Annotated in this window: 19 protein-coding genes; 13 read left to right on the forward strand and 6 right to left on the reverse strand. The window is 71.8% G+C overall.

All coding sequences use genetic code 11. The features are described 5' to 3' along the window. Window positions 1-25: 25 nt before the first annotated feature. Complete coding sequence (locus ACFWU3_RS20735) at window positions 26-1,471, forward strand: aminotransferase class V-fold PLP-dependent enzyme (protein ID WP_384439398.1); 1,446 nt, start codon at window positions 26-28, stop codon at window positions 1,469-1,471. Between the two features lie 90 nt (window positions 1,472-1,561). Here ACFWU3_RS20735 and ACFWU3_RS20740 read toward each other — a convergent pair whose 3' ends face one another. After that, window positions 1,562-1,843, reverse strand: coding sequence for an Lrp/AsnC family transcriptional regulator (locus ACFWU3_RS20740; RefSeq protein WP_307663983.1), 282 nt, complete (start codon window positions 1,841-1,843; stop codon window positions 1,562-1,564). Continuing rightward, window positions 1,840-2,565: a rhomboid family intramembrane serine protease gene (locus ACFWU3_RS20745; RefSeq protein WP_384439401.1), complete on the reverse strand. Its 726-nt coding sequence runs from the start codon at window positions 2,563-2,565 to the stop codon at window positions 1,840-1,842. Before ACFWU3_RS20745 ends, ACFWU3_RS20740 begins: the two co-directional genes overlap by 4 nt. Window positions 2,566-2,716: 151 nt before the next feature. Between ACFWU3_RS20745 and ACFWU3_RS20750 the strand changes: the two genes are divergently transcribed. From ACFWU3_RS20750 to ACFWU3_RS20770, 5 genes are all read left to right on the forward strand, one after another. Continuing rightward, window positions 2,717-2,959, forward strand: a complete 243-nt coding sequence (locus ACFWU3_RS20750) for a hypothetical protein (RefSeq protein ID WP_313946813.1) — start codon at window positions 2,717-2,719, stop codon at window positions 2,957-2,959. Window positions 2,960-2,994: 35 nt separating this feature from the next. Then, window positions 2,995-4,356 (forward strand): NYN domain-containing protein, encoded by a 1,362-nt coding sequence (locus ACFWU3_RS20755; RefSeq protein WP_384439405.1) that lies wholly within the window; start codon window positions 2,995-2,997, stop codon window positions 4,354-4,356. Window positions 4,357-4,675: 319 nt separating this feature from the next. Next, window positions 4,676-5,701: an NlpC/P60 family protein gene (locus ACFWU3_RS20760; RefSeq protein WP_313946815.1), complete on the forward strand. Its 1,026-nt coding sequence runs from the start codon at window positions 4,676-4,678 to the stop codon at window positions 5,699-5,701. Window positions 5,702-5,883: 182 nt separating this feature from the next. Beyond that, the gene (locus ACFWU3_RS20765) at window positions 5,884-6,915 is read left to right on the forward strand and encodes an NlpC/P60 family protein (RefSeq protein WP_384439408.1); all 1,032 of its coding nucleotides are present in this window, start codon (window positions 5,884-5,886) and stop codon (window positions 6,913-6,915) included. A gap of 242 nt (window positions 6,916-7,157) precedes the next feature. Next, window positions 7,158-8,348, forward strand: a complete 1,191-nt coding sequence (locus ACFWU3_RS20770) for a hypothetical protein (protein ID WP_384439555.1) — start codon at window positions 7,158-7,160, stop codon at window positions 8,346-8,348. A 67-nt stretch (window positions 8,349-8,415) separates the two neighbouring features. Here ACFWU3_RS20770 and ACFWU3_RS20775 read toward each other — a convergent pair whose 3' ends face one another. Beyond that, window positions 8,416-9,744, reverse strand: a complete 1,329-nt coding sequence (locus tag ACFWU3_RS20775; RefSeq protein ID WP_384439411.1) for a glycosyltransferase 87 family protein — start codon at window positions 9,742-9,744, stop codon at window positions 8,416-8,418. Window positions 9,745-9,805: 61 nt separating this feature from the next. Between ACFWU3_RS20775 and ACFWU3_RS20780 the strand changes: the two genes are divergently transcribed. Beyond that, entirely contained in the window at window positions 9,806-10,948 is a 1,143-nt protein-coding gene (locus tag ACFWU3_RS20780; RefSeq protein ID WP_384439414.1) for a glycosyltransferase family 4 protein, read from the forward strand. 192 nt (window positions 10,949-11,140) lie between these two features. On the opposite strand, the gene ACFWU3_RS20785 is transcribed toward ACFWU3_RS20780, so the two are convergent. Further along, window positions 11,141-12,937, reverse strand: coding sequence for an AMP-dependent synthetase/ligase (locus tag ACFWU3_RS20785; protein ID WP_384439417.1), 1,797 nt, complete (start codon window positions 12,935-12,937; stop codon window positions 11,141-11,143). Between the two features lie 291 nt (window positions 12,938-13,228). Here ACFWU3_RS20785 and ACFWU3_RS20790 point away from each other — a divergent pair, with 291 nt between their 5' ends. The 6 genes from ACFWU3_RS20790 (at window position 13,229) to ACFWU3_RS20815 (ending at window position 18,270) form a co-directional block, all read left to right on the forward strand. After that, window positions 13,229-13,996 carry a metallophosphoesterase gene (locus ACFWU3_RS20790; protein ID WP_384439558.1) on the forward strand — a complete coding sequence of 256 codons (768 nt, stop codon included), beginning with the start codon at window positions 13,229-13,231 and terminating at the stop codon, window positions 13,994-13,996. Window positions 13,997-14,190: 194 nt separating this feature from the next. Further along, window positions 14,191-14,640 carry an SRPBCC family protein gene (locus tag ACFWU3_RS20795; RefSeq protein ID WP_383236919.1) on the forward strand — a complete coding sequence of 150 codons (450 nt, stop codon included), beginning with the start codon at window positions 14,191-14,193 and terminating at the stop codon, window positions 14,638-14,640. Further along, a complete protein-coding gene (locus tag ACFWU3_RS20800; RefSeq protein WP_384439420.1) occupies window positions 14,640-15,845 on the forward strand; it encodes an ArsA family ATPase in 1,206 nt (401 codons plus the stop codon). Before ACFWU3_RS20795 ends, ACFWU3_RS20800 begins: the two co-directional genes overlap by 1 nt. Before the next feature lie 84 nt (window positions 15,846-15,929). Then, the gene (locus ACFWU3_RS20805; RefSeq protein WP_384439422.1) at window positions 15,930-16,376 is read left to right on the forward strand and encodes a DUF5304 domain-containing protein; all 447 of its coding nucleotides are present in this window, start codon (window positions 15,930-15,932) and stop codon (window positions 16,374-16,376) included. Window positions 16,377-16,441: 65 nt separating this feature from the next. Further along, window positions 16,442-17,383, forward strand: coding sequence for an ROK family glucokinase (locus tag ACFWU3_RS20810; protein WP_384439425.1), 942 nt, complete (start codon window positions 16,442-16,444; stop codon window positions 17,381-17,383). Between the two features lie 125 nt (window positions 17,384-17,508). Further along, a complete protein-coding gene (locus tag ACFWU3_RS20815) occupies window positions 17,509-18,270 on the forward strand; it encodes an endonuclease/exonuclease/phosphatase family protein (RefSeq protein WP_384439428.1) in 762 nt (253 codons plus the stop codon). A 42-nt stretch (window positions 18,271-18,312) separates the two neighbouring features. On the opposite strand, the gene ACFWU3_RS20820 is transcribed toward ACFWU3_RS20815, so the two are convergent. Together ACFWU3_RS20820 and ACFWU3_RS20825 are read right to left on the reverse strand one after the other, a co-directional pair. Then, entirely contained in the window at window positions 18,313-18,885 is a 573-nt protein-coding gene (locus ACFWU3_RS20820; RefSeq protein WP_384439431.1) for a hypothetical protein, read from the reverse strand. Then, window positions 18,878-19,657 carry an alpha/beta hydrolase gene (locus ACFWU3_RS20825; protein WP_384439434.1) on the reverse strand — a complete coding sequence of 260 codons (780 nt, stop codon included), beginning with the start codon at window positions 19,655-19,657 and terminating at the stop codon, window positions 18,878-18,880. Before ACFWU3_RS20825 ends, ACFWU3_RS20820 begins: the two co-directional genes overlap by 8 nt. Between the last annotated feature and the right edge of the window lie 5 nt (window positions 19,658-19,662).

Below are 19,662 nucleotides of genomic sequence, written 5' to 3' on the forward strand. Positions count from 1 at the left end.
GCCTTTCCTGCCGGGAGATACCGCCATGTCCGCACGCCTGAACACCGCCACCGCTCCTGCCGTCACCGCCCCCTCCTCGGACGTGGCTCTCGCCGCTGCCGGGTCCGACCCCTGCTGTGCCGAGCCGCTGCCGGTCCTCGGCCGCGACGTGACCGTGCCGCTCGTGACCGGCGGTGAGGTCACCTACGCGGCCCTCGACTACGCGGCCAGCGCACCGGCTCTTCAGCGCGTGTGGGACGACGTGGCCGCGTACGCCCCCTACTACGGCAGCGTCCACCGCGGCGCCGGCTACCTCTCGCAGCTGTCCACCGACCTCTTCGAGAACAGCCGCGTCACGGTCGCCGACTTCCTCGGCTGCCGCGAGGGCGACCAGGTCGTCTTCACCCGGTCCACCACCGACTCGCTGAACCTGCTGGCGTCCGCGCTGCCGGCGGACTGCCGGGTCTTCGTCTTCGAGACCGAGCACCACGCCTCGCTGCTGCCCTGGGGCGATGCCCGGGTGACGTATCTGAACGCGCCGCGCACCCACGCCGAGGCGGTGCGGACGCTGGAGGAGGCGCTCGCCGGCCGCGACCCCATCGGCCCGGCGCTGGTCTGCGTGACCGGAGCGTCCAATGTGACGGGTGAACTGTGGCCCGTGAAGGAGCTCACGGAAGTGGCGCACGCCCACGGGGCGCGGATCGTTCTGGACGCGGCGCAGCTCGCCCCGCACCACGCCGTCTCGGTGCGTGACCTCGACGTCGACTGGGTGGCCTTCTCCGGGCACAAGCTGTACGCGCCGTTCGGCTCGGGCGTGCTCGCGGGCAGGGCGGACTGGCTGCAGACCGCGGAGCCGTACCTCGCCGGCGGCGGTGCGTCCCGCAAGGTGGCACGGCGTGCCGACGGCGGCGTGGACGTCGAGTGGCACACGGAGGCCGCGCGCCACGAGGCCGGCTCGCCCAACGTCATCGGCGTCTACTCCATCGCCTCGGCCTGCAAGGCGCTCACCGAGGCCGGCTTCGACAACCTCGTCGCCCGTGAGCAGCACCTGGTCGACAGGGTTCTGGAAGGCCTGGCCACGGTGCCGGAGGTCAAGGTGCTGTCGCTGTTCGGCGACGAATCCCCCTCGCCTTCCGCTGCGGGGACCCCGACACGGGTGGGCGTCATCTCCTTCGTGGTGGAGGGCTGGAACAGCTCGCACTTCGCTGCCGCCCTGTCGGCGGAGTACGGCATCGGCGTACGCGACGGACTGTTCTGCGCCCACCCGCTGGTCCGCACCTTGCTCGGCAGCGCCCCGCAGGACCCGGGGGAGTGCGGTGCCCCGGAGGCGCAGCCGGGCGAGGCGTCGCTCAATGCCATCCGGGTGAGCTTCGGCGCCGGGACGCCCGACGAGCACGTGGAGCGCTTCGTCGGCGCGGTGACGGAGCTGGTGCGCGAGGGTGCGAAGTGGCAGTACCGCACGGAGGACGGCCGCTGCGTGCCCGCCGTCTGATGGACCGTGCGAGAAGCCCGCGCCGGAAGGCGCGGGCTTCTTCATGCGTGGGGGCCGGGGCCCGTCCCCGGTCGCCTGGACCGACGGGCTCTAGGAGTCCAGACCGATCGCGAACGCCGCCTCCAGGTCGTGCTGCGAGTACGTACGGAACGCGACGTGCGTGTCCGTGCCCTCGACACCCTGGATCTTGCTGATGCGGCCGGGGATCACGTCCGCCAGGTCGTCGTGCTTCGCCACGCGGACCATGGCGATCAGATCGTAGGTGCCCGTGACGGAGAAGACCTCGCTGACGCTGTCCAGCGCCGCGATGGACTCGGCGATCTCGGGAATGCGGTCCACGCTGGTCTTGATGAGCACGATCGCAGTGATCACGGCTGGCTTTCTCCCTCGGTGGCCGCTGCTGGGGCCTTCACTCTAGCCGGACGCCGGAACCGCCCCCAGGCGTAGAGGAAGCCGGTGCCGAACCCCACCACGTGCGCCAGGTAGGCGACCCCCGGCCCGCCCTTGCCGGCCCCCGATGCCGCGAGCCACTGGAGGACGAACCAGAAGATCAGCACGATCCACGCGGGGAACCGCAGCGGCAGGAAGAAGAGGAAAGGGAAGAGACTGGTGACCCGGGCCTTCGGGAAGAGGAGAAGGAAGGCGCCGAGCACCCCCGAGATCGCCCCGGACGCTCCCACCAGGGTCTGCTCGGACTCGGCGTTGGCCGCCGCGTAGGCGAGCAGGGCGAAGGCGCCGGTGCCCAGGTAGAACAGGGCGAACTCCAGCGGCCCCATGCGCTCCTCCACCATCGCGCCGAAGACGTAGAGGAAGAGCATGTTGCCGAGCAGGTGCAGCCAGTTCCCGTGCACGAAGAGCGCGGTGAACGGGGTGAGCAGCGTGTCCGGGGAGCCGGTCATCAGCTGGGCCGGGATCACGCCCCATCGCTCGAAGTACACGCTCTGCGCCGCCAGCAACGCGTCACCCGTGCCGTACGACGGGTTCAGCCCCGAGACCGGGCTGATGAGGAAGACCGCGCAGCAGACGGCGATCAGGCCGTACGTCACCGAGGGCCCGGTCACCGCGCCCTGTACCGCCCTGCGCCAACCGATCATGGACAGAGCATGGCGTAGCGGGCCGGAACGGTACAGAGTGCCTCGCCGTGCCGCGGGGTACCCGCGAGGCCGTAGGGTTACAGGGAGTACATCCGCAGTTCGACGGCGCACCGCGGCACCCGCATCCGCACGACGAAACGAGGACGGAACGATGACGACGGTTCCCTCGCCGACGGACCAGACCCGCTGGCGCTGCACGCTCTGCGGGAACCTCACCCGCTTCGACGTGACGCGCTCGTCGAAGGTCGTGGAGTACGTCCATCTGGACCTGGCCGGAGAGCCGACCGTCGAAGAGCGTGACGTGGTCAGTGAGACCATCGAGTCGGTGCGCTGCCGCTGGTGCAACGCGGTGGACAAGATCGAACTGGTGGACAGGCCGGGCGCCGCCTCCTGAGGGAGTGGCTCGAACGGGTAGTGGGGTGACGGATCGTGGAGCAGCCTGACAGCGGCGCCGAACCGGCCGGTGCGGCCGGTGACGCCGCAGAGGCGCTCGACCGGCCGTTGCCGGAAGGTGTGCGGCGCCGGGTCGTGGCGCTGGTCTCGGACGCCTTCGGCGGCCTCACCGTCGCGGAACTGCCCGCCCAACTGCGGCAGTACGCCCGTTTCACCCCCTCCCGGCGGGCCAAGTTCGCCGGCAACGCGATGGCCGCCGCCCTGGAGAGCGACCCCGTCTTCCGGCAGCGCATCGCCGAACGGCTCACCCAGGCGCAGCCCGAACTGTGCGGGGCGCTGACGGCGGGATCGCCGCCCGCGGCGGCCGATCCACTCGACGTGGCGGCCGCCGCCTACGTTCTGCGGCCCACCGGATGGGTGAAACTCGTCGCCGCCGCCGGCGAGGAGGCGCAGCGCGCCGACGCCGAGCGTGCGGACGAGGCCGGCCGGCGCGAACTGGAGCGGCTGCGCGAGGAACTGGTCGAGGCGCGCGGTCTGACCAAGAGCGAGACCGAACGGCTGCGCACCGAGCTGGAGACGGTCCGCAAGGAATCCGAATCGCTTCGCCGCAAGCTGCGCAGCGCTCAGAGCGACGTGAAGCGCGGTGAGGCAGCGCTGCGCCGCGTGAACGCCGAGATCGACACCATCAGGTCCGAGGCCGCGGCCCAGGTCTCGGCTGCCGAGAGCGAGAGCAGGCGCCTCAAGGCCCGTCTCGGCGAGGCGGAGGCGGCGGTCGAGGCCGGACGCCGTGCCGCCCGCGAGGGGCGCTCCGTCGAGGACATGCGGCTGCGGCTGCTGCTGGACACCGTGCTGGAGTCCGCGCAGGGGCTGCGCCGCGAACTGGCCCTGCCGCCCGCGTCCGTGCATCCCGCGGACACGGTCGACGCGGTCGAGCCCGGACGGATGTCGCCCAAGGACATCGCGGCCCGGGCCCTGTCGGAGACCGACCCCGCGCTGCTCGACCAACTGCTCGCGCTGCCGCAGGCGCATCTCGTCGTCGACGGCTACAACGTCACCAAGACCGGCTATCCGACGATGCCGCTGGAGAAGCAGCGGCTGCGGCTGCTCGGCGGACTCTCCATGCTCGCGGCGCAGACCGGGGCCGAGATCACCTGTGTCTTCGACGGAGCCGAGCTGGCCGCCCCGGTGCTGCTGGCACCGCCGCGAGGCGTGCGGGTGCTGTTCTCCAAGCCCGGTGTGACGGCCGACGAGCTGATCCGCCAGCTGGTGCGCGCGGAGCCGCCCGGCCGGCCCGTCGTGGTGGTCTCCACCGACCGGGAGGTCGCCGACGGTGTGGCGAAGGCGGGGGCCAGACCGGTCGCGTCCGTTTTGCTGCTGAAGCGGCTTTCGCGCGTCTGAGCAACTCGCGTACCCATTGCGCCGATTCGCTCCAGTCTCGGTGGAACGTTGCGTCAAGTGGCAATCACAACGCGTGTGATGTGAGTAAAGAATGCTCACCGCGCCAAACATTTTTCCCGACAGGATTTGAAGTGATCACAAGAAGGTCACTAAGGTCAGGCCTCGAACCTTCGCGCGGTTGATCACCCATCCGGGGTGACAGCGAAGGAACCGCCACTTCTGTGCACTTCAGCTTTTTCCGGGGGAGCTGTGTGCGTGGAGCCGGGGTTGACCCCCCCCACTGCCCGGTAGGCGGCTGAGGAAGAAGGAGCTCGCCCGCGTGGCGTCCCACCGTCGTCCCAAGCAGCCGAGCCGCACCCGCGTGACCGTGCTCACCGCGACCGCGGCAGCGGCCGTCGCCCTCACTTCCCAGGCCGCCCAGGCTGATCCGAAGCCGAGCAAGAGCGACGTCAAGGAAAAGGTCGACAAGCTCTACGAGGAGGCCGAGAAGGCCACCGAGAAGTACAACGGCGCCAAGGAGCAGCAGGACAAGCTCCAGAAGCAGGTCGACGCCATCCAGGACAAGGTCGCCCGCGGTCAGGACGAGCTCAACACCCTGCGGGACGGCCTCGGTTCGGTGGCCAGCGCCCAGTACCGCTCCGGCGGCATCGACCCGGCCGTGCAGCTCTTCCTCTCCTCCGACCCGGACAGCTACCTCGACAAGGCCTCCGCGCTGGACCAGCTCGGCGCCAAGCAGACCGAGGCGCTCACCGAGATCCAGACCAAGCAGCGCACCCTCGCGCAGCAGCGCAAGGAAGCCCAGAGCAAGCTCGGCGACCTGGCGGACACCCGCAAGCAGCTCGGCACGAAGAAGAAGGAAGTCCAGTCCAAGCTCGCGTCCGCGCAGAAGCTGCTGAACTCCCTGAGCGCGCAGGAGCGTGCCTCCCTCGCCGCCGACGAGACCCGCGCCGACCGCGCGAGCGAGCGTGTGAACCTCGGTGCCGCGGTGCCCGCCTCGCAGCGCGCGTCCGCCGCGTTCGCCGCCGCCCAGAGCAAGATCGGTACGCCGTACGTCTACGGCGCCTCCGGCCCCAACTCCTTCGACTGCTCCGGCCTCACCTCCTGGGCGTTCGCCCAGGCCGGTGTCGGCATACCGCGCACCTCGCAGTCGCAGGCCAACGCCGGCACCCGTATCTACTCCCAGAGCGCCCTCAAGCAGGGCGACCTGGTGATCTTCTACGGCGACCTGCACCACGTCGGCTTCTACGCGGGCAACGGCCAGGTGCTGCACGCGCCGCGCAGCGGAGCCAATGTGCGCTACGAGTCCATCAACAACATGCCCTTCCAGTTCGGCGTGCGCATCTGACGCCCAATCGGGCGATTTCCCGCACCTCCTGCTGACGCTGCGCCCCGCCGGTGACCTGTGGTCTCCGGCGGGGCGTCACTGTCTGTGCACGATACGGTCGTTGGCCGCCGCGTGATCGCCCGGCTACTGTCTGCCGCGCACCATCCCTCGTGCACCTCGTCCAGCGGAAGGGAGCGCGGTTCGTGGCGTCCCATCGACGGCCCTCACAGCCCGGTCTCACTCACAGCGCCCGGGTCACCGTTCTGTCCGCCGCGGCGGCAACGGCCGCTGCGGCGCTCGGGGCCGCACCTGCGGCCGTCGCCGATCCCGGCGACGGGCCGGACTCCTCGCGCGCCACGGTCGACCGGCTCTTCGAGGAGGCCGAGAAGGCCACCGAGCAGTTCAACAAGGCCGGTGAGAAGGCCGACCGGCTGCGCGAGGACGTGAGCCACGCGCAGGACAGCGTCGCCCGGGGCCAGGAGCGCATCAACCGGATGCGTGGCGCGCTCGGTTCGGTCGCGGGGGCGCAGTACCGCTCCGGCGGCATGGACCCGGCGCTCGAACTGCTCCTCTCCGGGAACCCCGACACCTATCTGGAGAAGGCCGCGACGCTGGACCGCATCAGCGAGCGTCAGGCCACCGCCCTGCGGGATCTCCAGCAGGCCCAGCGAAGACTCGGCCAGGAGCGTGCGGAAGCCGCTCGCGACCTCGTCGAACTGGAGCGCAGCCAGGCGGCCGTCGCTCGTCACAAGCGCACCGTCGAACGCAAGCTGGGAGAGGCCCGGCGCCTGCTCAACTCGCTGTCCTCCGAGGACCGCGCCGACTTCGACCGCGCCTCCCGCTCGGGACGCGGCACACTGCCCGAGCTCTCTGGCCTCGCCCCCTCCTCGGCCCGGGCCGCCGCCGCGGTGATGGCCGCCCGCAACGCGGTGGGCCGCCCGTACGTCTGGGGCGCCAACGGGCCCTCGGGATTCGACTGTTCGGGGCTCACCCAGTGGTCGTACGCCCAGGCCGGCGTCGGACTGCCGCGCACCTCGCAGGCGCAGCGCTACGCCGGCCGACAGGTCTCGCTCTCCGAGGCCCGTCCCGGGGACCTGGTGGCGTACCGCAGCGACGCCAGCCACATCGCGATGTACATGGGCAACGGGCAGGTGGTGCACGCGCCCTATCCCGGCGCCCCGGTGCGCTACGACCCGGTCGGTATGATGCCCGTCTCGTCGGTGACGCGCGTCTGAACCACGGTCGGCCGTCGGGGCTCCGGTCCAGCACCCGACCCCCCGGTCCGGTGTCCGACCCCCCGGTCCGGTGTCCGACCCCCGGTCCGGTGTCCTGGGCCGCTCCGGCGGTGGCAGCTCCGAGGGCCGGCAGGGTCCGTATCCGGGCACAGGCCGCGTCCTGACCCGTCCGCTTCCGCTCCGCGTTCCGTACGATCGACAGGGTGGCAGGTCACGGGCGCATCGGGCGCCGGGCGATACGAATGGCGGCGGGGCTCGGCCTCGCCGTCGCTCTGTCGGCCTCCGGTTGCGCTGATCCGGGGGCGTCCGACAGCACGGTCCACGAGATCCGGCGCACCCTCGACGGCCGCGCCGCCGCCGTCCTCGGGCACGACGAGAACGCCTATCTCGGTGCGCTGGCCTCCGACGCGAGCGCCCTGCGGGCCGACGAGCTCCGGCAGTTCCGCAACATGGCGGACATCCCCTTCGAGTCTTGGGAGTACCGGCTGGGGGACGTGCGCCGCGACGGCTCCACCGCGGTCGCCGACGCCGAACTCCGCTACCGCATCGCCGGATACGACACCGCGCCCGTCACCGCCGCCCGCACCTTCGAGTTCGTCCGGCGCGACGGCCGCTGGTATCTGAAGGCCGACCGTCCCGCCGGGAAGAGCGCCCAGCAGCTCTGGCAGCAGGGCGACGTCCGTGTCGTACGCGGCAGCCGCAGCCTGGTGCTCGCCGTCGACCGGGACACCGTCCGGCAGAAGGCGCTCGCGGCGACCGCCGACCGTGCGGTGCCGGCCGTCGCGGGAGCCTGGCCGTCCCCCTGGGCCCGGCGCGTCGTCGTCCTCGTGCCGTCCTCGCTGGAGGCCATGGGCGAGCTCCTGGGCGCCCCCGCGGCCGGATACCGCGGCATCGCGGCCGTCACCACGGGCGAGACCGGGTCCTCCGGCAAGGCCCCCGCGGACCGGGTGATCGTCAACCCCGAGGCGTACGGAGTGCTCGGCGACTTCGGGCAGAGCGTCGTGCTCACCCACGAGACGACGCACGTGGCGACGCGCGCGTACACCTCGCAGGCCACTCCGATGTGGCTCTCCGAGGGCTTCGCCGACTGGGTCGCCTACCGCGGCACCGCCCGCACGGACGGACAGACCGCGCCCGAACTCCGGCGGGCGGTCCTCGGCGGCGAGACCCCGGCAGCCCTGCCGGACGACAAGGACTTCGCCTTCGGCGGGGACGCGGATGCGCTGGCGCGGGCGTACGAGGGCGGCTGGATGGCGTGCGAGCTGATCGCCGAGAGATGGGGCGAGACGAAGCTGACCGCCTTCTACCGGGCGGTGGGGAAGCAGAAGCATCGGGCGAGCGCGGTCGAGAAGGCGATGCGGGACGTGCTGGGGACCTCGCCCGAGGAGTTCACGGTGACGTGGCGGGGGTATCTGCGGGAGCGCCTGGGCTGACGACGGGCCCCCGCGGCCGGCTCAGGAGGAGAGCACTCCCGGGCTGACGACGGGCCCCGCGGCCGGCTCAGGAGGAGAGCAGCTCCTTGTCGGGCGCGGGTCGCAGCGGCAGGCTTCCCCGGCTGCCGGGCTCGTGGACCGTGTGCCGCCACAGCCGTACGCAGGCGGTCACGGTCGCCGCGACCAGCAGACCGTTGCGCACCGCCAGCAGCAGCACGCCCAGCGGGTCGCTCTCCACCACGTGCGCGAAGTAGACCGGGAACTCCAGCACCGTCATCGCGCACGCGGCCAGCACCAGCCATGCGGGCAGGGCCATGCGGCAGGCCCGGAGGGTCAGGCAGACCGCCGCCAGCCCCACCAGCCAGATCATGTACTGCGGGCTGATCACCCGGCTGGTGGTGGTGAACAGCAGCACGGCCGCGAACGCGGCGTCGCACACGGTGGAGGGGCCGAACTCCCGTGCCCGCAGCCGCCACAGCACCAGCCAGCCGAGCGCCCCGACGCCGAGGACCATCGCGAGCGTGGACACGAGCGGGACCCAGGGGCCGAGGAACTCCACGGACCCGTAGTTCAGCGCCACCCTGCCGTCCCAGCCGATGTGCCGCGCCCCGTGGAAGACGAGCGCACCCAGCGACTCGATCTCGGTGCCCCGGTCGCGCTGGGAGGTGAGAAAGCCCAGGGCGCCGGGCATGGCGGCGACGAAGAGCAGAGTGAGGCCGGTCGCGACGACCGCCGCGGCGGCCCAGGCACGACGGGTCGCACGGCCCCGCGGCAGCCCCAGCAGCAGCAGGACCGGCCAGACCTTGAGCATGGCGCCCAGTCCCGCGAGCACCCCGAGCATGCGGGGCCGGCGGGCTCCCGCGACGAGCGCGGCCACGGCGACGGCGGTGACCATCAGGTCGTAGCGCGCGTAGGCCGTCGGTCCGAGGAGCGCCACTCCGCCGATCCACATCCAGGCACCCCGCCGGGTCGCGCCCGGCCGTACTCCGGCGTGGAGCAGCAGGGCGAGGACGAATGCGTCGCAGAGGGCGGCGAGGACGAAGAAGGCGGAGGCATAGCCGAGGAGGGGCACCACGGCGGGGGAGAGGATCGCGAGCGCCGCGGCGGGCGGGTACTGCCAGGTGACGTCGCCCGGCGGGAAGGTGCCGGTGCTGAGCGTCTCGTACCAGCCCTGGTAGATCACCGAGACGTCGGTGGTGACGTCGGGGCCGGGGAACGTGACCACTTTGAAGACGCACAGCAGCAGCGCCGTCCTGGTGAGGATCCACACCGTGAGGGGGAGCCGGGTGCACACCGTGAGGGGGAGCCGGGTGCACACCGTGAGGGGGAGCCGGGTGCCGGCCGCGTCCGCCATGAGCATCTCGTCCCTGTTCGTACGGAAATGAGAGATGTTCATGATGCCGGGCGGGACCGTGCCGGAGCGACGAGGCAGGGCCGTTCGGTACTGTCGGCGGACGATGCACAAGACCTTGATCGTGACCAACGACTTCCCGCCCCGGCCCGGCGGTATCCAGGCATTCCTGCACAACATGGCGCTGCGGCTGGACCCCGAACAGCTGGTCGTCTACGCCTCCACCTGGAAGCGCGGGCAGGAGGGCGCGGAGGCGACCGCGGCCTTCGACGCGGAGCAGCCCTTCACCGTCGTGCGGGACCGTACGACCATGCTGCTGCCGACCCCGAGGGTCACCCGGCGGGCGGTCGGGCTCCTGCGGGAGCACGGCTGCGAGTCCGTGTGGTTCGGGGCGGCGGCGCCGCTCGGGCTGATGGGTCCCGCCCTGCGCAGGGCAGGCGCGAAGCGGCTGGTGGCCACCACGCACGGTCACGAGGCCGGCTGGGCCCAGCTCCCCGCGTCCCGGCAACTGCTGCGGCGGATCGGTGAGGGCACCGACACCCTCACATATCTGGGCGAGTACACGCGCTCACGCATCGCCGCCGCGCTCACGCCCGAGGCGGCGGGCCGCATGGTCCAACTGCCGCCGGGCGTCGACGAGAAGACCTTCCATTCGGGCTCCGGCGGCGAAGCGGTCCGCGAACGGCTCGGGCTCACCGACCGGCCCGTGGTCGTCTGTGTCTCCCGGCTGGTGCCCCGCAAGGGCCAGGACACCCTGATCCTGGCGATGCCCGCGATCCTGTCGAAGGTGCCGGACGCGGTGCTGCTGATCGTGGGAGGCGGCCCGTACGAGAAGGACCTGCGCAAGCTCGCGCAGGACACCGGGGTCGCGGGATCGGTCCGCTTCACCGGCGCGGTGCCCTGGGCCGAACTGCCCGCCCACTACGGCGCGGGCGACGTCTTCGCGATGCCGTGCCGTACCCGCCGGGGCGGACTGGACGTCGAGGGCCTCGGCATCGTGTACCTGGAGGCGTCGGCGACGGGCCTGCCGGTGGTGGCGGGCCACTCCGGCGGCGCGCCGGACGCGGTACTCGACGGCGAAACCGGCTGGGTGGTCCGCGGCGGCTCGGCGGAGGACGCGGCCGACCGGATCGTGGCACTGCTGGAGGACCCGGAACTGCGGACGCGCATGGGAGAGCGGGGCAGGCAGTGGGTCGAGGAGAAGTGGCGCTGGGACCTGCTGGCGGAGAAGCTCAGAACGCTGCTGTGAGCGGGGTGAGTCGGCGGGGCGTGTCCGCGGTGACGCGATGCCCGGCCGGGGGCTTCTTTGCCGACGCGGCGCCCGGCAGAACTCGTACCCACTGACGCGACGTCCCCGCAGGCCACGGCCTGCGGGGACGGAAGTTCGGCTGTCCGGGCTGCCGGATCGCCCGGGGTCGGGGGCTTCCGCCCCCGTACCGCCTCAGCCGCGGTAGATCGCCTCGATCTCGTCCGCGAAGTCCTTCGCCACCACATTCCGCTTCAGCTTCAGCGACGGCGTGATGTGGCCCGCCTCCTCCGTGAACTGGGCGTTCAGGATGCGGAACTTGCGTACCGACTCCGCCTTGGAGACCGCCGCGTTGCCCTCGTCCACCGCCTGCTGGATCTCCGCCAGCAGTTCCGCGTCGTCGCGCAGCGAGGCGGCCGTCGAGCCCGCCGGCTTGCCGTGGTCCGAGACCCAGCGGCCCAGGAACTCCTCGTCGATCGTGACCAGCGCGCCCACGAAGGGACGGCCGTCGCCGACCACCATGCACTCCGCGACCAGCGCGTGCGCGCGGATGCGGTCCTCGATCACCGCGGGAGCGACGTTCTTGCCGCCGGCGGTGACCAGGATCTCCTTCTTGCGGCCGGTGATCGCGAGGTAGCCGTCCTCGTCGAGCGTGCCGATGTCACCCGTGTGGAACCAGCCGTCGGCCAGCGCCTCCGCCGTCGCCGACTCGTTCTGCCAGTAGCCCTGGAAGAGATGCTCGCCGTGCAGCAGCACCTCGCCGTCGTCCGCGATCCGCACCACCGAGCCCGGCAGCGGCTGTCCGACCGTGCCGATCTTCTGCCGGTCCCACGGGTTGAACGCCGTCGCCGCGCACGACTCGGTGAGGCCGTAGCCCTCCAGCACGGTGAAGCCGATGCCGCGGAAGAAGTGCCCGAGCCGCTCGCCGAGGGGGGCGCCCCCGGAGACCGCGTACTCGCCGCGGCCGCCCAGCACCGCCCGCAGCTTGCTGAAGACGAGCCGGTCGAAGACCTTGTGCTTGAACTTCAGCCCGATCGACGGGCCTTCGGAGGTGCCGAGCGCACGGCTGTAGGAGATCGCCGTCTGCGCCGCCTTGTCGAAGATCTTGCCCTTGCCGTCGGCCTGGGCCTTCGCGCGGGCCGAGTTGTAGACCTTCTCGAAGACGCGCGGCACACCGAGGATGAGCGTCGGCCGGAAGGAGGCCAGCTCGTCGGTGAGGTTCTTGATGTCCGGGACGCAGCCGAGCTTGATCGGTGCCATCACGGCCGCGACCTCGACCATGCGCCCGAAGACGTGCGCGGCGGGGAGGAACAGCAGCACGGAGCTCTCGCCCGTGCGGAACAGCGGCTTGAGGCGCTCCACGAGGTTGCCGCACTCGGCGAAGAAGCTGCGGTGGGTGAGCACACAGCCCTTCGGGCGGCCGGTGGTGCCCGAGGTGTAGACGATCGTCGCGGGGTCGTCCGCCTTGGCGCGCGCGCTGCTCGCGTCGACGGCCTCGTCGGAGATCCCGGCGCCCTCGGCGATCAGCGCGTCGACCGCGCCGGCCTCGATCTGCCAGACGTCGCGCAGGCCCGGCAGCCGGTCCCGTACGGACTCGACGGCGGCCGCGTGGGCCTCGCCCTCGACGATCACCGCGACCGCGCCCGAGTCACCGAGGATCCACTGGACCTGCTCGGCCGAACTCGTCTCGTACACCGGCACGGTGACCGCGCCCGCGCTCCAGATGGCGAAGTCCATCTGCACCCACTCGTAGCGGGTGCGGGACATCAGGGCGACCCGGTCGCCGGGCCGGACGCCCGCGGCGATCAGGCCCTTGGCGGCGGCGCGCACCTCGTGGAGGAACTGACGGGCGGTGACGTCCGCCCAGGCTCCCGCCACCTTTCTGCCCATCACCGCGACATCCGGATGCTGAGAGGCATTGCGGCGGATCAGATCCGTCAGGTTGCCGTCCGAAGGGACCTCGTACAGGGCCGGAAGGCTGAACTCGCGCAAGACTGCTGCTCCTCATCGGGCGCCGGCGCCACGGCTCTGTGTGATGCACCGGCTGCGGTCCAAGATCGGGCAGGTGCTCATGGGGGGTGAGCACGACTGGACTGCCCGGACGTTACCCACCAGTACTCGGTTCCGGATAGGGGGTCCCGGCCAGATGTTCCCTGCGTCACACGTGTATGGCAGTGCTTCGCGCAGAGTATTCCACCCCCGCCGGCGGTCGGAAGAAGGGCTGGTCCCGCCCCCTCTACCCAGCCACGGCGGCGGCGTCCTAGGGTGATCGGCATGCGAGGCATGCGAGTCAATGTGGTCAGTGACGTGCACGGCAATGCTGCGGATCTCGCCACCGCGGGTGACGGCGCAGATGCCCTGATCTGCCTCGGCGACCTCGTCCTCTTCCTCGACTACGCCGACCACTCGCGCGGCATCTTCCCGGACCTCTTCGGCGCCGAGAACGCCCACCGGCTCGTCGAACTGCGCACGGCCCGGCGCTTCGACGAGGCCCGTGACCTGGGGCGAAGCCTGTGGGCGGAGCTCGCCACCGACCGCGAGAGCGCCATCGAGTCGGCCGTACGACGCCAGTACGCCGAGCTGTTCGCCGCCTTTCCCCACCCGACGTACGCCACCTACGGCAATGTCGATATGCCGACCCTCTGGCCGGAGTACGCGCACCCGGGCGTCTCCGTCCTGGACGGCGAACGCGTCGAGATCGGTGGCCTCGTCTTCGGGTTCGTCGGCGGCGGACTGCGCACGCCCATGCGCACGCCCTACGAGATCTCCGACGAGGAGTACGCGGCGAAGGTCGAGGCGCTCGGCGAGGTCGACGTCCTGTGCTCGCACATTCCGCCCGAGGTCCCCGAGCTGACCTACGACACGGTCGCCCGCCGCTTCGAGCGCGGCAGCCGCGCTCTGCTGGACGCGATCCACCGCACCCGGCCGCGCTACTCGCTGTTCGGTCACGTGCATCAGCCCCTCGTCCGGCGGATGCGCGTCGGCGCGACCGAGTGCGTGAACGTCGGGCACTTCGCCTCGACGGGCCGTCCCTGGACGCTGGAGTGGTGAGCACGGGCCGTGAAGTGCCCGGTGCGGCCCCGGAGGAGCGAGCGCGGTGCACGGGCTGCTGAGCACGGCCCCGGAAGACCGGGTACCGGCCGGCGATCGGTGAGCCGGGCCCTGGGATTCCCACCTGCCGAGGCGCGATAGCCTGCACACCACACCACCCCCGGTCCGTACCCGCACTCCGAGGAGCCGCAGCGATGGCGGAACACACCAGCTCGAGCATCACGATCGAGGCGGCGCCGGCCGATGTGATGGGGGTGATCTCGGACTTCGCCCGCTATCCCGAGTGGACCGGCGAGGTGAAGGAGGCGGAAGTCCTCGCCACCGACGGCAAGGGCCGCGCCGAGCAGGTCCGTCTGGTGCTGGACGCCGGTGCGATCAAGGACGACCACACGCTCGCGTACACCTGGAACGGCGACAACCAGGTCAGCTGGACGCTGGTGAAGTCCCAGATGCTGCGCGCCATCGACGGCTCGTACACGCTCGCCCCCGTCGGCGGCGGCGACCGCACCGAGGTCACCTACCAGCTGACCGTCGACGTCAAGATCCCCATGCTCGGCATGATCAAGCGCAAGGCCGAGAAGGTCATCATCGACCGCGCCCTGGCCGGTCTGAAGAAGCGCGTCGAGAGCGGACGCAAGGCCTGATGCGCACGGTCCTCGTCACCGGCCTCGGCGGCGCGGGCCGTACGACCGTCGCCGCGGCGACCGCCCACGCGGCGGCGAAGCGCGGCGAGCGCGTGCTCTTCCTCTCCACCGGCCCCGGCGACGTGCTCGGCACCCCGGTCACCGGCAGCCCCGATGCGCCCGAGAAGATCACGGACGGCCTCTGGGCTGCCCGTGTCGACACCGGCGCCGACTTCCGGGCGGAATTCCTCTCGCTCCAGGAGCGCAGCGCCTCCGCGCTCGACCTGCTCGGCGCCGCACGGCTCGAAGAGGCGGAGCTCACCGAACTCCCCGGCAGCGAGCAGTTCGCCCTCCTGCGGGCGCTGACCGTCGCCGCCTCCGGCGACTGGGACACGGCCGTCGTCGACCTGCCGCCGCTGCGCGAGACGATCGCGCTGCTCGCCCTGCCCGAGCAGCTGCGCCGCTATCTGCGCCGGCTGCTGCCGCAGGAACGCCAGGCCGCCCGCGCCCTGCGCCCGGTCCTCGCCCAGCTCGCGGGTGTCCCGATGCCCGCTCAGTGGCTGTACGCGACAGCCGCGCGCTGGGACGCCGAACTGGCCCTCGTCCAGAGCGTGATCGAGTCCGGTGAGACCGCTCTGCGCGTGGTCGCCGAACCGGGACCCGCGGCCGCCACCGCCCTGCGGACCGCCCGCAGCGGACTCGCCCTGCACGGTCTGCGGGTCGAGGCCCTGCTGGCCAACCGCGTCCTGCCCCGGCACTCCGCCGACACCTGGCTCGCCTCCCTCGCGGCCCAGCAGGAGAAGTGCCTGCACGAGTGGTCCGAGGACTGGCTGCCCGGCACAGCGCTCCTCGAAGTTCCCCATGTGGGCCGCGACCCCCGCGGCCTCGACGACCTCGCCCTGCTGGGCGACCTCTGGCTGCCGGGCGGCGACGGACCGCGGGACGGCGACGGCGCGGACCGCGGCAGCCCACGGCAGCGGATCGAGGACCGCCGTGCCGACGACGGCATCCTCGTCTGGACCCTGGAGTTGCCGGGCGCCGTCAAGGGAGACGTCGGCCTGGTCCGCCGCGGGGACGAACTGCTGCTCACGGTCGGACCGTTCCGCAGGATCCTGCCGCTGCCGTCCGCCCTGCGCCGCTGCACCGTGGCGGGCGCGGCCCTCGCGGACGGTGCGCTGAGGGTCCGCTTCGCGCCGGACCCGCAGCTGTGGCCGCTCGGGCACTGAACGGGCCACGGCCGTTCGGGTACCGTCGAGCGTACGAGAGCCCACATCCGGTCAGCCGGTTCATGCCCTGTGCAGGAGTACGCCATGAGTGATGCCACCGAGCGTCCCGCAGTCGATGCCGACGCCGACGCCTGGGCCGACGCGTGTGCGGAGGACCTCGAGGCGGAGAAGGCCCGCCGTCGCGCCCAGTACGGTCAGCCCACCGGGTCCGCCTCCGAGGAACTGCGCCGCCTCCTGGACGTCGTCGCCGACAAGGTGGCCGGGTTCCAGAGCTCGCTGCCCGGCATGGCCGCGCAGAGCGCCGTGCAGCAGCTGGTCGACCAGGCGAAGGCCGCGGTCGAGCCGGTGATCGAGCGCAACCCCCAGATCTTCGACCACCTGGCCGCCGCCGGCGGTGAGCTGCTGGCCGCCTACCGGTCCGCGGTCGAGGGTCACGAACGGCGCTGGACCCAGGATCCGCGCACCCCCAAGGACGCCGAGGACCCGCGTGACGACGGGCCCGGACCGAGCGAGCACATCGACCTGGACTGACCGGTCGGGCGCCCGCCCTCGGGTACGGTTGCCGTAGCGGGGCTCGACCGAAAACTGAGGGACACATGGGACTCACCATCGGCGTCGACATCGGCGGCACCAAGATCGCGGCGGGCGTGGTCGACGAAGAGGGCACCATTCTCGAGACGCACAAGGTGCCCACCCCGTCGACCCCCGAAGGCATCGTCGACGCGATCTCCTCCGCCGTCGCCGGAGCCGGCAAGGGGCACGACATCGAGGCCGTCGGCATCGGCGCCGCCGGATACGTCGACGACAAGCGAGCCACGGTCCTCTTCGCGCCCAACATCCACTGGCGGCACGAGCCGCTGAAGGACAAGGTCGAGCAGCGCGTCGGCATGCCCGTGGTCGTCGAGAACGACGCGAACGCCGCGGCCTGGGGCGAGTACCGCTTCGGCGCCGGCCAGGGCCACGAGGACGTCATCTGCATCACCCTCGGCACCGGTCTCGGCGGCGGCATCATCATCGGCAACAAGCTGCGCCGCGGACGCTTCGGTGTGGCCGCGGAATTCGGGCACATCAGGGTGGTGCCGGACGGTCTGCTGTGCGGCTGCGGCAGCCAGGGCTGCTGGGAGCAGTACGCCTCCGGCCGTGCGCTCGTCCGGTACGCCAAGCAGCGTGCCAACGCCACACCGGAGAACGCGGAGATCCTCCTCGGCCTCGGCGACGGCACCATCGACGGCATCGAGGGCAAGCACATCAGCGCCGCCGCACGGCAGGGTGACGCCGTCGCGGTCGACTCCTTCCGCGAACTGGCCCGTTGGGCGGGCGCCGGCCTGGCCGACCTGGCCTCGCTGTTCGACCCCTCGGCGTTCATCGTCGGCGGTGGCGTCTCGGACGAGGGTGAGCTGGTCCTGGACCCGATCCGCAAGTCGTTCCGCCGCTGGCTCATCGGCGGCCAGTGGCGTCCGCACGCCCAGGTCCTCGCCGCCCAACTGGGCGGAAAGGCCGGCCTGGTGGGCGCGGCGGACCTGGCCCGACAGGGCTAGAACCGCCCCTTCCGCACCGCTGCTGATCGCGGGACGGGCCGGAGCGTCCGGCCGGTCCCGCGACAGCCGCGCACAGCTCGCGGCGGAGCCCGGGAACACCCCCCGCACCGTCGTATCGTGCTGGCATGGCGATCACCGCACTGCCCAACTCCCGCACCGAACCCGACGGGTCGGCCGTGATCCGGGTGCTCAGCTACAACATCCGCTCCCTGCGGGACGACGAGGAAGCGCTCGCCCGGGTGATCCGGGCGTGCGAACCCGACCTCGTGTTCGTCCAGGAGGCGCCGCGCTTCTTCCGCTGGCGCAAGCACGCCGCGCGGCTCGCGGCCAAGACCGATCTCGTGGTGCTCGGCGGCGGCGCGACCGCCGCGGGCCCGCTGCTGATGTGCTCACTGCGCGCGACCGTGGAGCGCACGGAGGACGTGCTGCTTCCGCTGACGCCCGGACTGCACCGGCGCGGTTTCGCCACCGCGGTCGTACGGTTCGCCGGCGCCCGCGTCGGTCTGCTCAGCTGCCATCTGAGCCTGCAGACGGACGAGCGGCTGGCCCAGACCGGGATGCTGCTGGAGCGGCTCGCCGCCATGGACGTGCCGTACACGATCACGGCCGGTGACATCAACGAGCGGCCCACCGGGCGGAGCTTCACCCGGCTCGCCCGCGAGCTCCAGGACGCCTGGGCGGTCGCACCCTGGGGCGGTGAGTACACCTCGACACCGGACCGTCCGCACCAGCGGATCGACGCGATCTTCGCCAGTGCGGGGATCGAGGTGCTGGGCTGCGGTGTGCCGCTGGACCTGCCGGGAGTCACCACGGCCGACCTGAGCGCGGCCACCGATCATCTGCCGGTGCTGGCCGCGCTCAGAATCCCGACGGCGGGTCCCGCCTGACGGACGGGACGGGCCTCGCGATCCGCGACGGCCCCGTACCGCTCAGACCACCGCTCCGCGGCCCGGGTCGTCCTCGTCCTCGTCGTCGCCGTGCGCCATGCGGGCCACCAGGGTGGCGAAGCCGCCCAGGAAGCCGCCCACGCAGATCGTCGTCAGCCACCAGGTCATGTCCCACTGGAGCAGCACCGCGACCAGCATCAGCAGCGGTCCGCCGACCACCGCGAGCCAGGCGAACTTGGCGGTGACGTCCGCCTCCGGCAGCGGCGGCGGCTCCGGGGGCACGAAGTGACCCTCGTCGCTCTCGTCGAGGTCGTCCTCCTTGGCCTCGGCGAGACCGTAGTCCCGAGGGCCGCCGACGCCGGGCGCGAAGGTGACCGAGCTGCCCAGCACCGGCTGGTCCGCGTCCGGGTCGGGATCGGGCTCCCGCTCGGCCTTCGCGGTCTTCGGCGTCTCGTTCACCTCGCTCTCCAGGAGAGCGAGGTCGTCGACGGACTTGAAGGGCTTGGCGCCCGGCGGGTCCACCGGCTCGTCGCCGTACCCCGCCACGATGGCGGCCCAGGCCGCTTCCTCGTCGATCGGCTGCGGCTCGCGGTCCGCGTCGTGCTGCTCAGCCACCGGTGGTGCTCCCTTTCTTCCCGACACTCGGAGCGAGCCGGCCGATGAACGCGTAACTCTCCTCGAAAATCCGCTCCGCATCGTGGTCCAACGTCGCCACGTGGTAGCTCTGTTCCAGCAGGATCTCCTGAACATCGGTCGAGGAGACCCGGCTGAGGATCCTGGCCGAGTCCATCGGCGGCACCACATGGTCCTGCGGGCTGTGCAGCAGCACCATCGGCTGCGTCACCTGCGGCAGCTCACCGTCGACCAGCCGGAAGAACTGGCGCAGGGAGTGCGCCGCGTGCAGTGGCACCCGGTCGTACCCGACCTCGTCCATGCCTTCCTTGGCGATGTCGTTCGTCAGCCCCTTCGTCGTGCGCACCAGGTGGCGGGCCACCGGCAGGGCGTACGCGGAGAGGCCGTGCACCTTGTTCGCCGGGTTCACCACGACGACACCGCTGATCGCGTCACCGTGCTTGGCGGCGAGCCGCAGGGTGAGCGCACCGCCCATGGAGAGCCCCATGACGAAGACATGGCTGCACCGTCCGGCGAGCTCACGCAGCTCGCGGTCCACCTCCGCGTACCAGTCCTGCCAGCCGGTGAGCTGCATGTCCTGCCAGCGGGTGCCGTGCCCGGGGAGCAGCGGCAGCGACACGGTCAGTCCGCGCTCCGCCAGAAACTCGGCCCAGGGGCGCAGCGACTGGGGGGAGCCGGTGAATCCGTGACAGAGAAGAACGCCGACCTCTCCGCCCTCGTGGCGGTACGGCTCGGCTCCGGGAAGCACCGGCACCGGGG

The sequence above is a fragment of the Streptomyces sp. NPDC058685 genome, assembly GCF_042714725.1.
In the GTDB taxonomy this organism is placed as follows: domain Bacteria; phylum Actinomycetota; class Actinomycetes; order Streptomycetales; family Streptomycetaceae; genus Streptomyces.

What these genes read in the sequence shown, in the direction of transcription:
- ACFWU3_RS20735 (WP_384439398.1), top strand. Translation starts at nt 26, where the DNA reads ATGTCCGCACGCCTGAACACCGCCACCGCTCCTGCCGTCACCGCCCCC.
- ACFWU3_RS20745 (WP_384439401.1), bottom strand. Translation starts at nt 2,565, where the DNA reads ATGATCGGTTGGCGCAGGGCGGTACAGGGCGCGGTGACCGGGCCCTCG.
- ACFWU3_RS20750 (WP_313946813.1), top strand. Translation starts at nt 2,717, where the DNA reads ATGACGACGGTTCCCTCGCCGACGGACCAGACCCGCTGGCGCTGCACG.
- ACFWU3_RS20770 (WP_384439555.1), top strand. Translation starts at nt 7,158, where the DNA reads ATGGCGGCGGGGCTCGGCCTCGCCGTCGCTCTGTCGGCCTCCGGTTGC.
- ACFWU3_RS20775 (WP_384439411.1), bottom strand. Translation starts at nt 9,744, where the DNA reads ATGAACATCTCTCATTTCCGTACGAACAGGGACGAGATGCTCATGGCG.
- ACFWU3_RS20780 (WP_384439414.1), top strand. Translation starts at nt 9,806, where the DNA reads ATGCACAAGACCTTGATCGTGACCAACGACTTCCCGCCCCGGCCCGGC.
- ACFWU3_RS20790 (WP_384439558.1), top strand. Translation starts at nt 13,229, where the DNA reads ATGCGAGTCAATGTGGTCAGTGACGTGCACGGCAATGCTGCGGATCTC.
- ACFWU3_RS20795 (WP_383236919.1), top strand. Translation starts at nt 14,191, where the DNA reads ATGGCGGAACACACCAGCTCGAGCATCACGATCGAGGCGGCGCCGGCC.
- ACFWU3_RS20800 (WP_384439420.1), top strand. Translation starts at nt 14,640, where the DNA reads ATGCGCACGGTCCTCGTCACCGGCCTCGGCGGCGCGGGCCGTACGACC.
- ACFWU3_RS20805 (WP_384439422.1), top strand. Translation starts at nt 15,930, where the DNA reads ATGAGTGATGCCACCGAGCGTCCCGCAGTCGATGCCGACGCCGACGCC.
- ACFWU3_RS20810 (WP_384439425.1), top strand. Translation starts at nt 16,442, where the DNA reads ATGGGACTCACCATCGGCGTCGACATCGGCGGCACCAAGATCGCGGCG.
- ACFWU3_RS20815 (WP_384439428.1), top strand. Translation starts at nt 17,509, where the DNA reads ATGGCGATCACCGCACTGCCCAACTCCCGCACCGAACCCGACGGGTCG.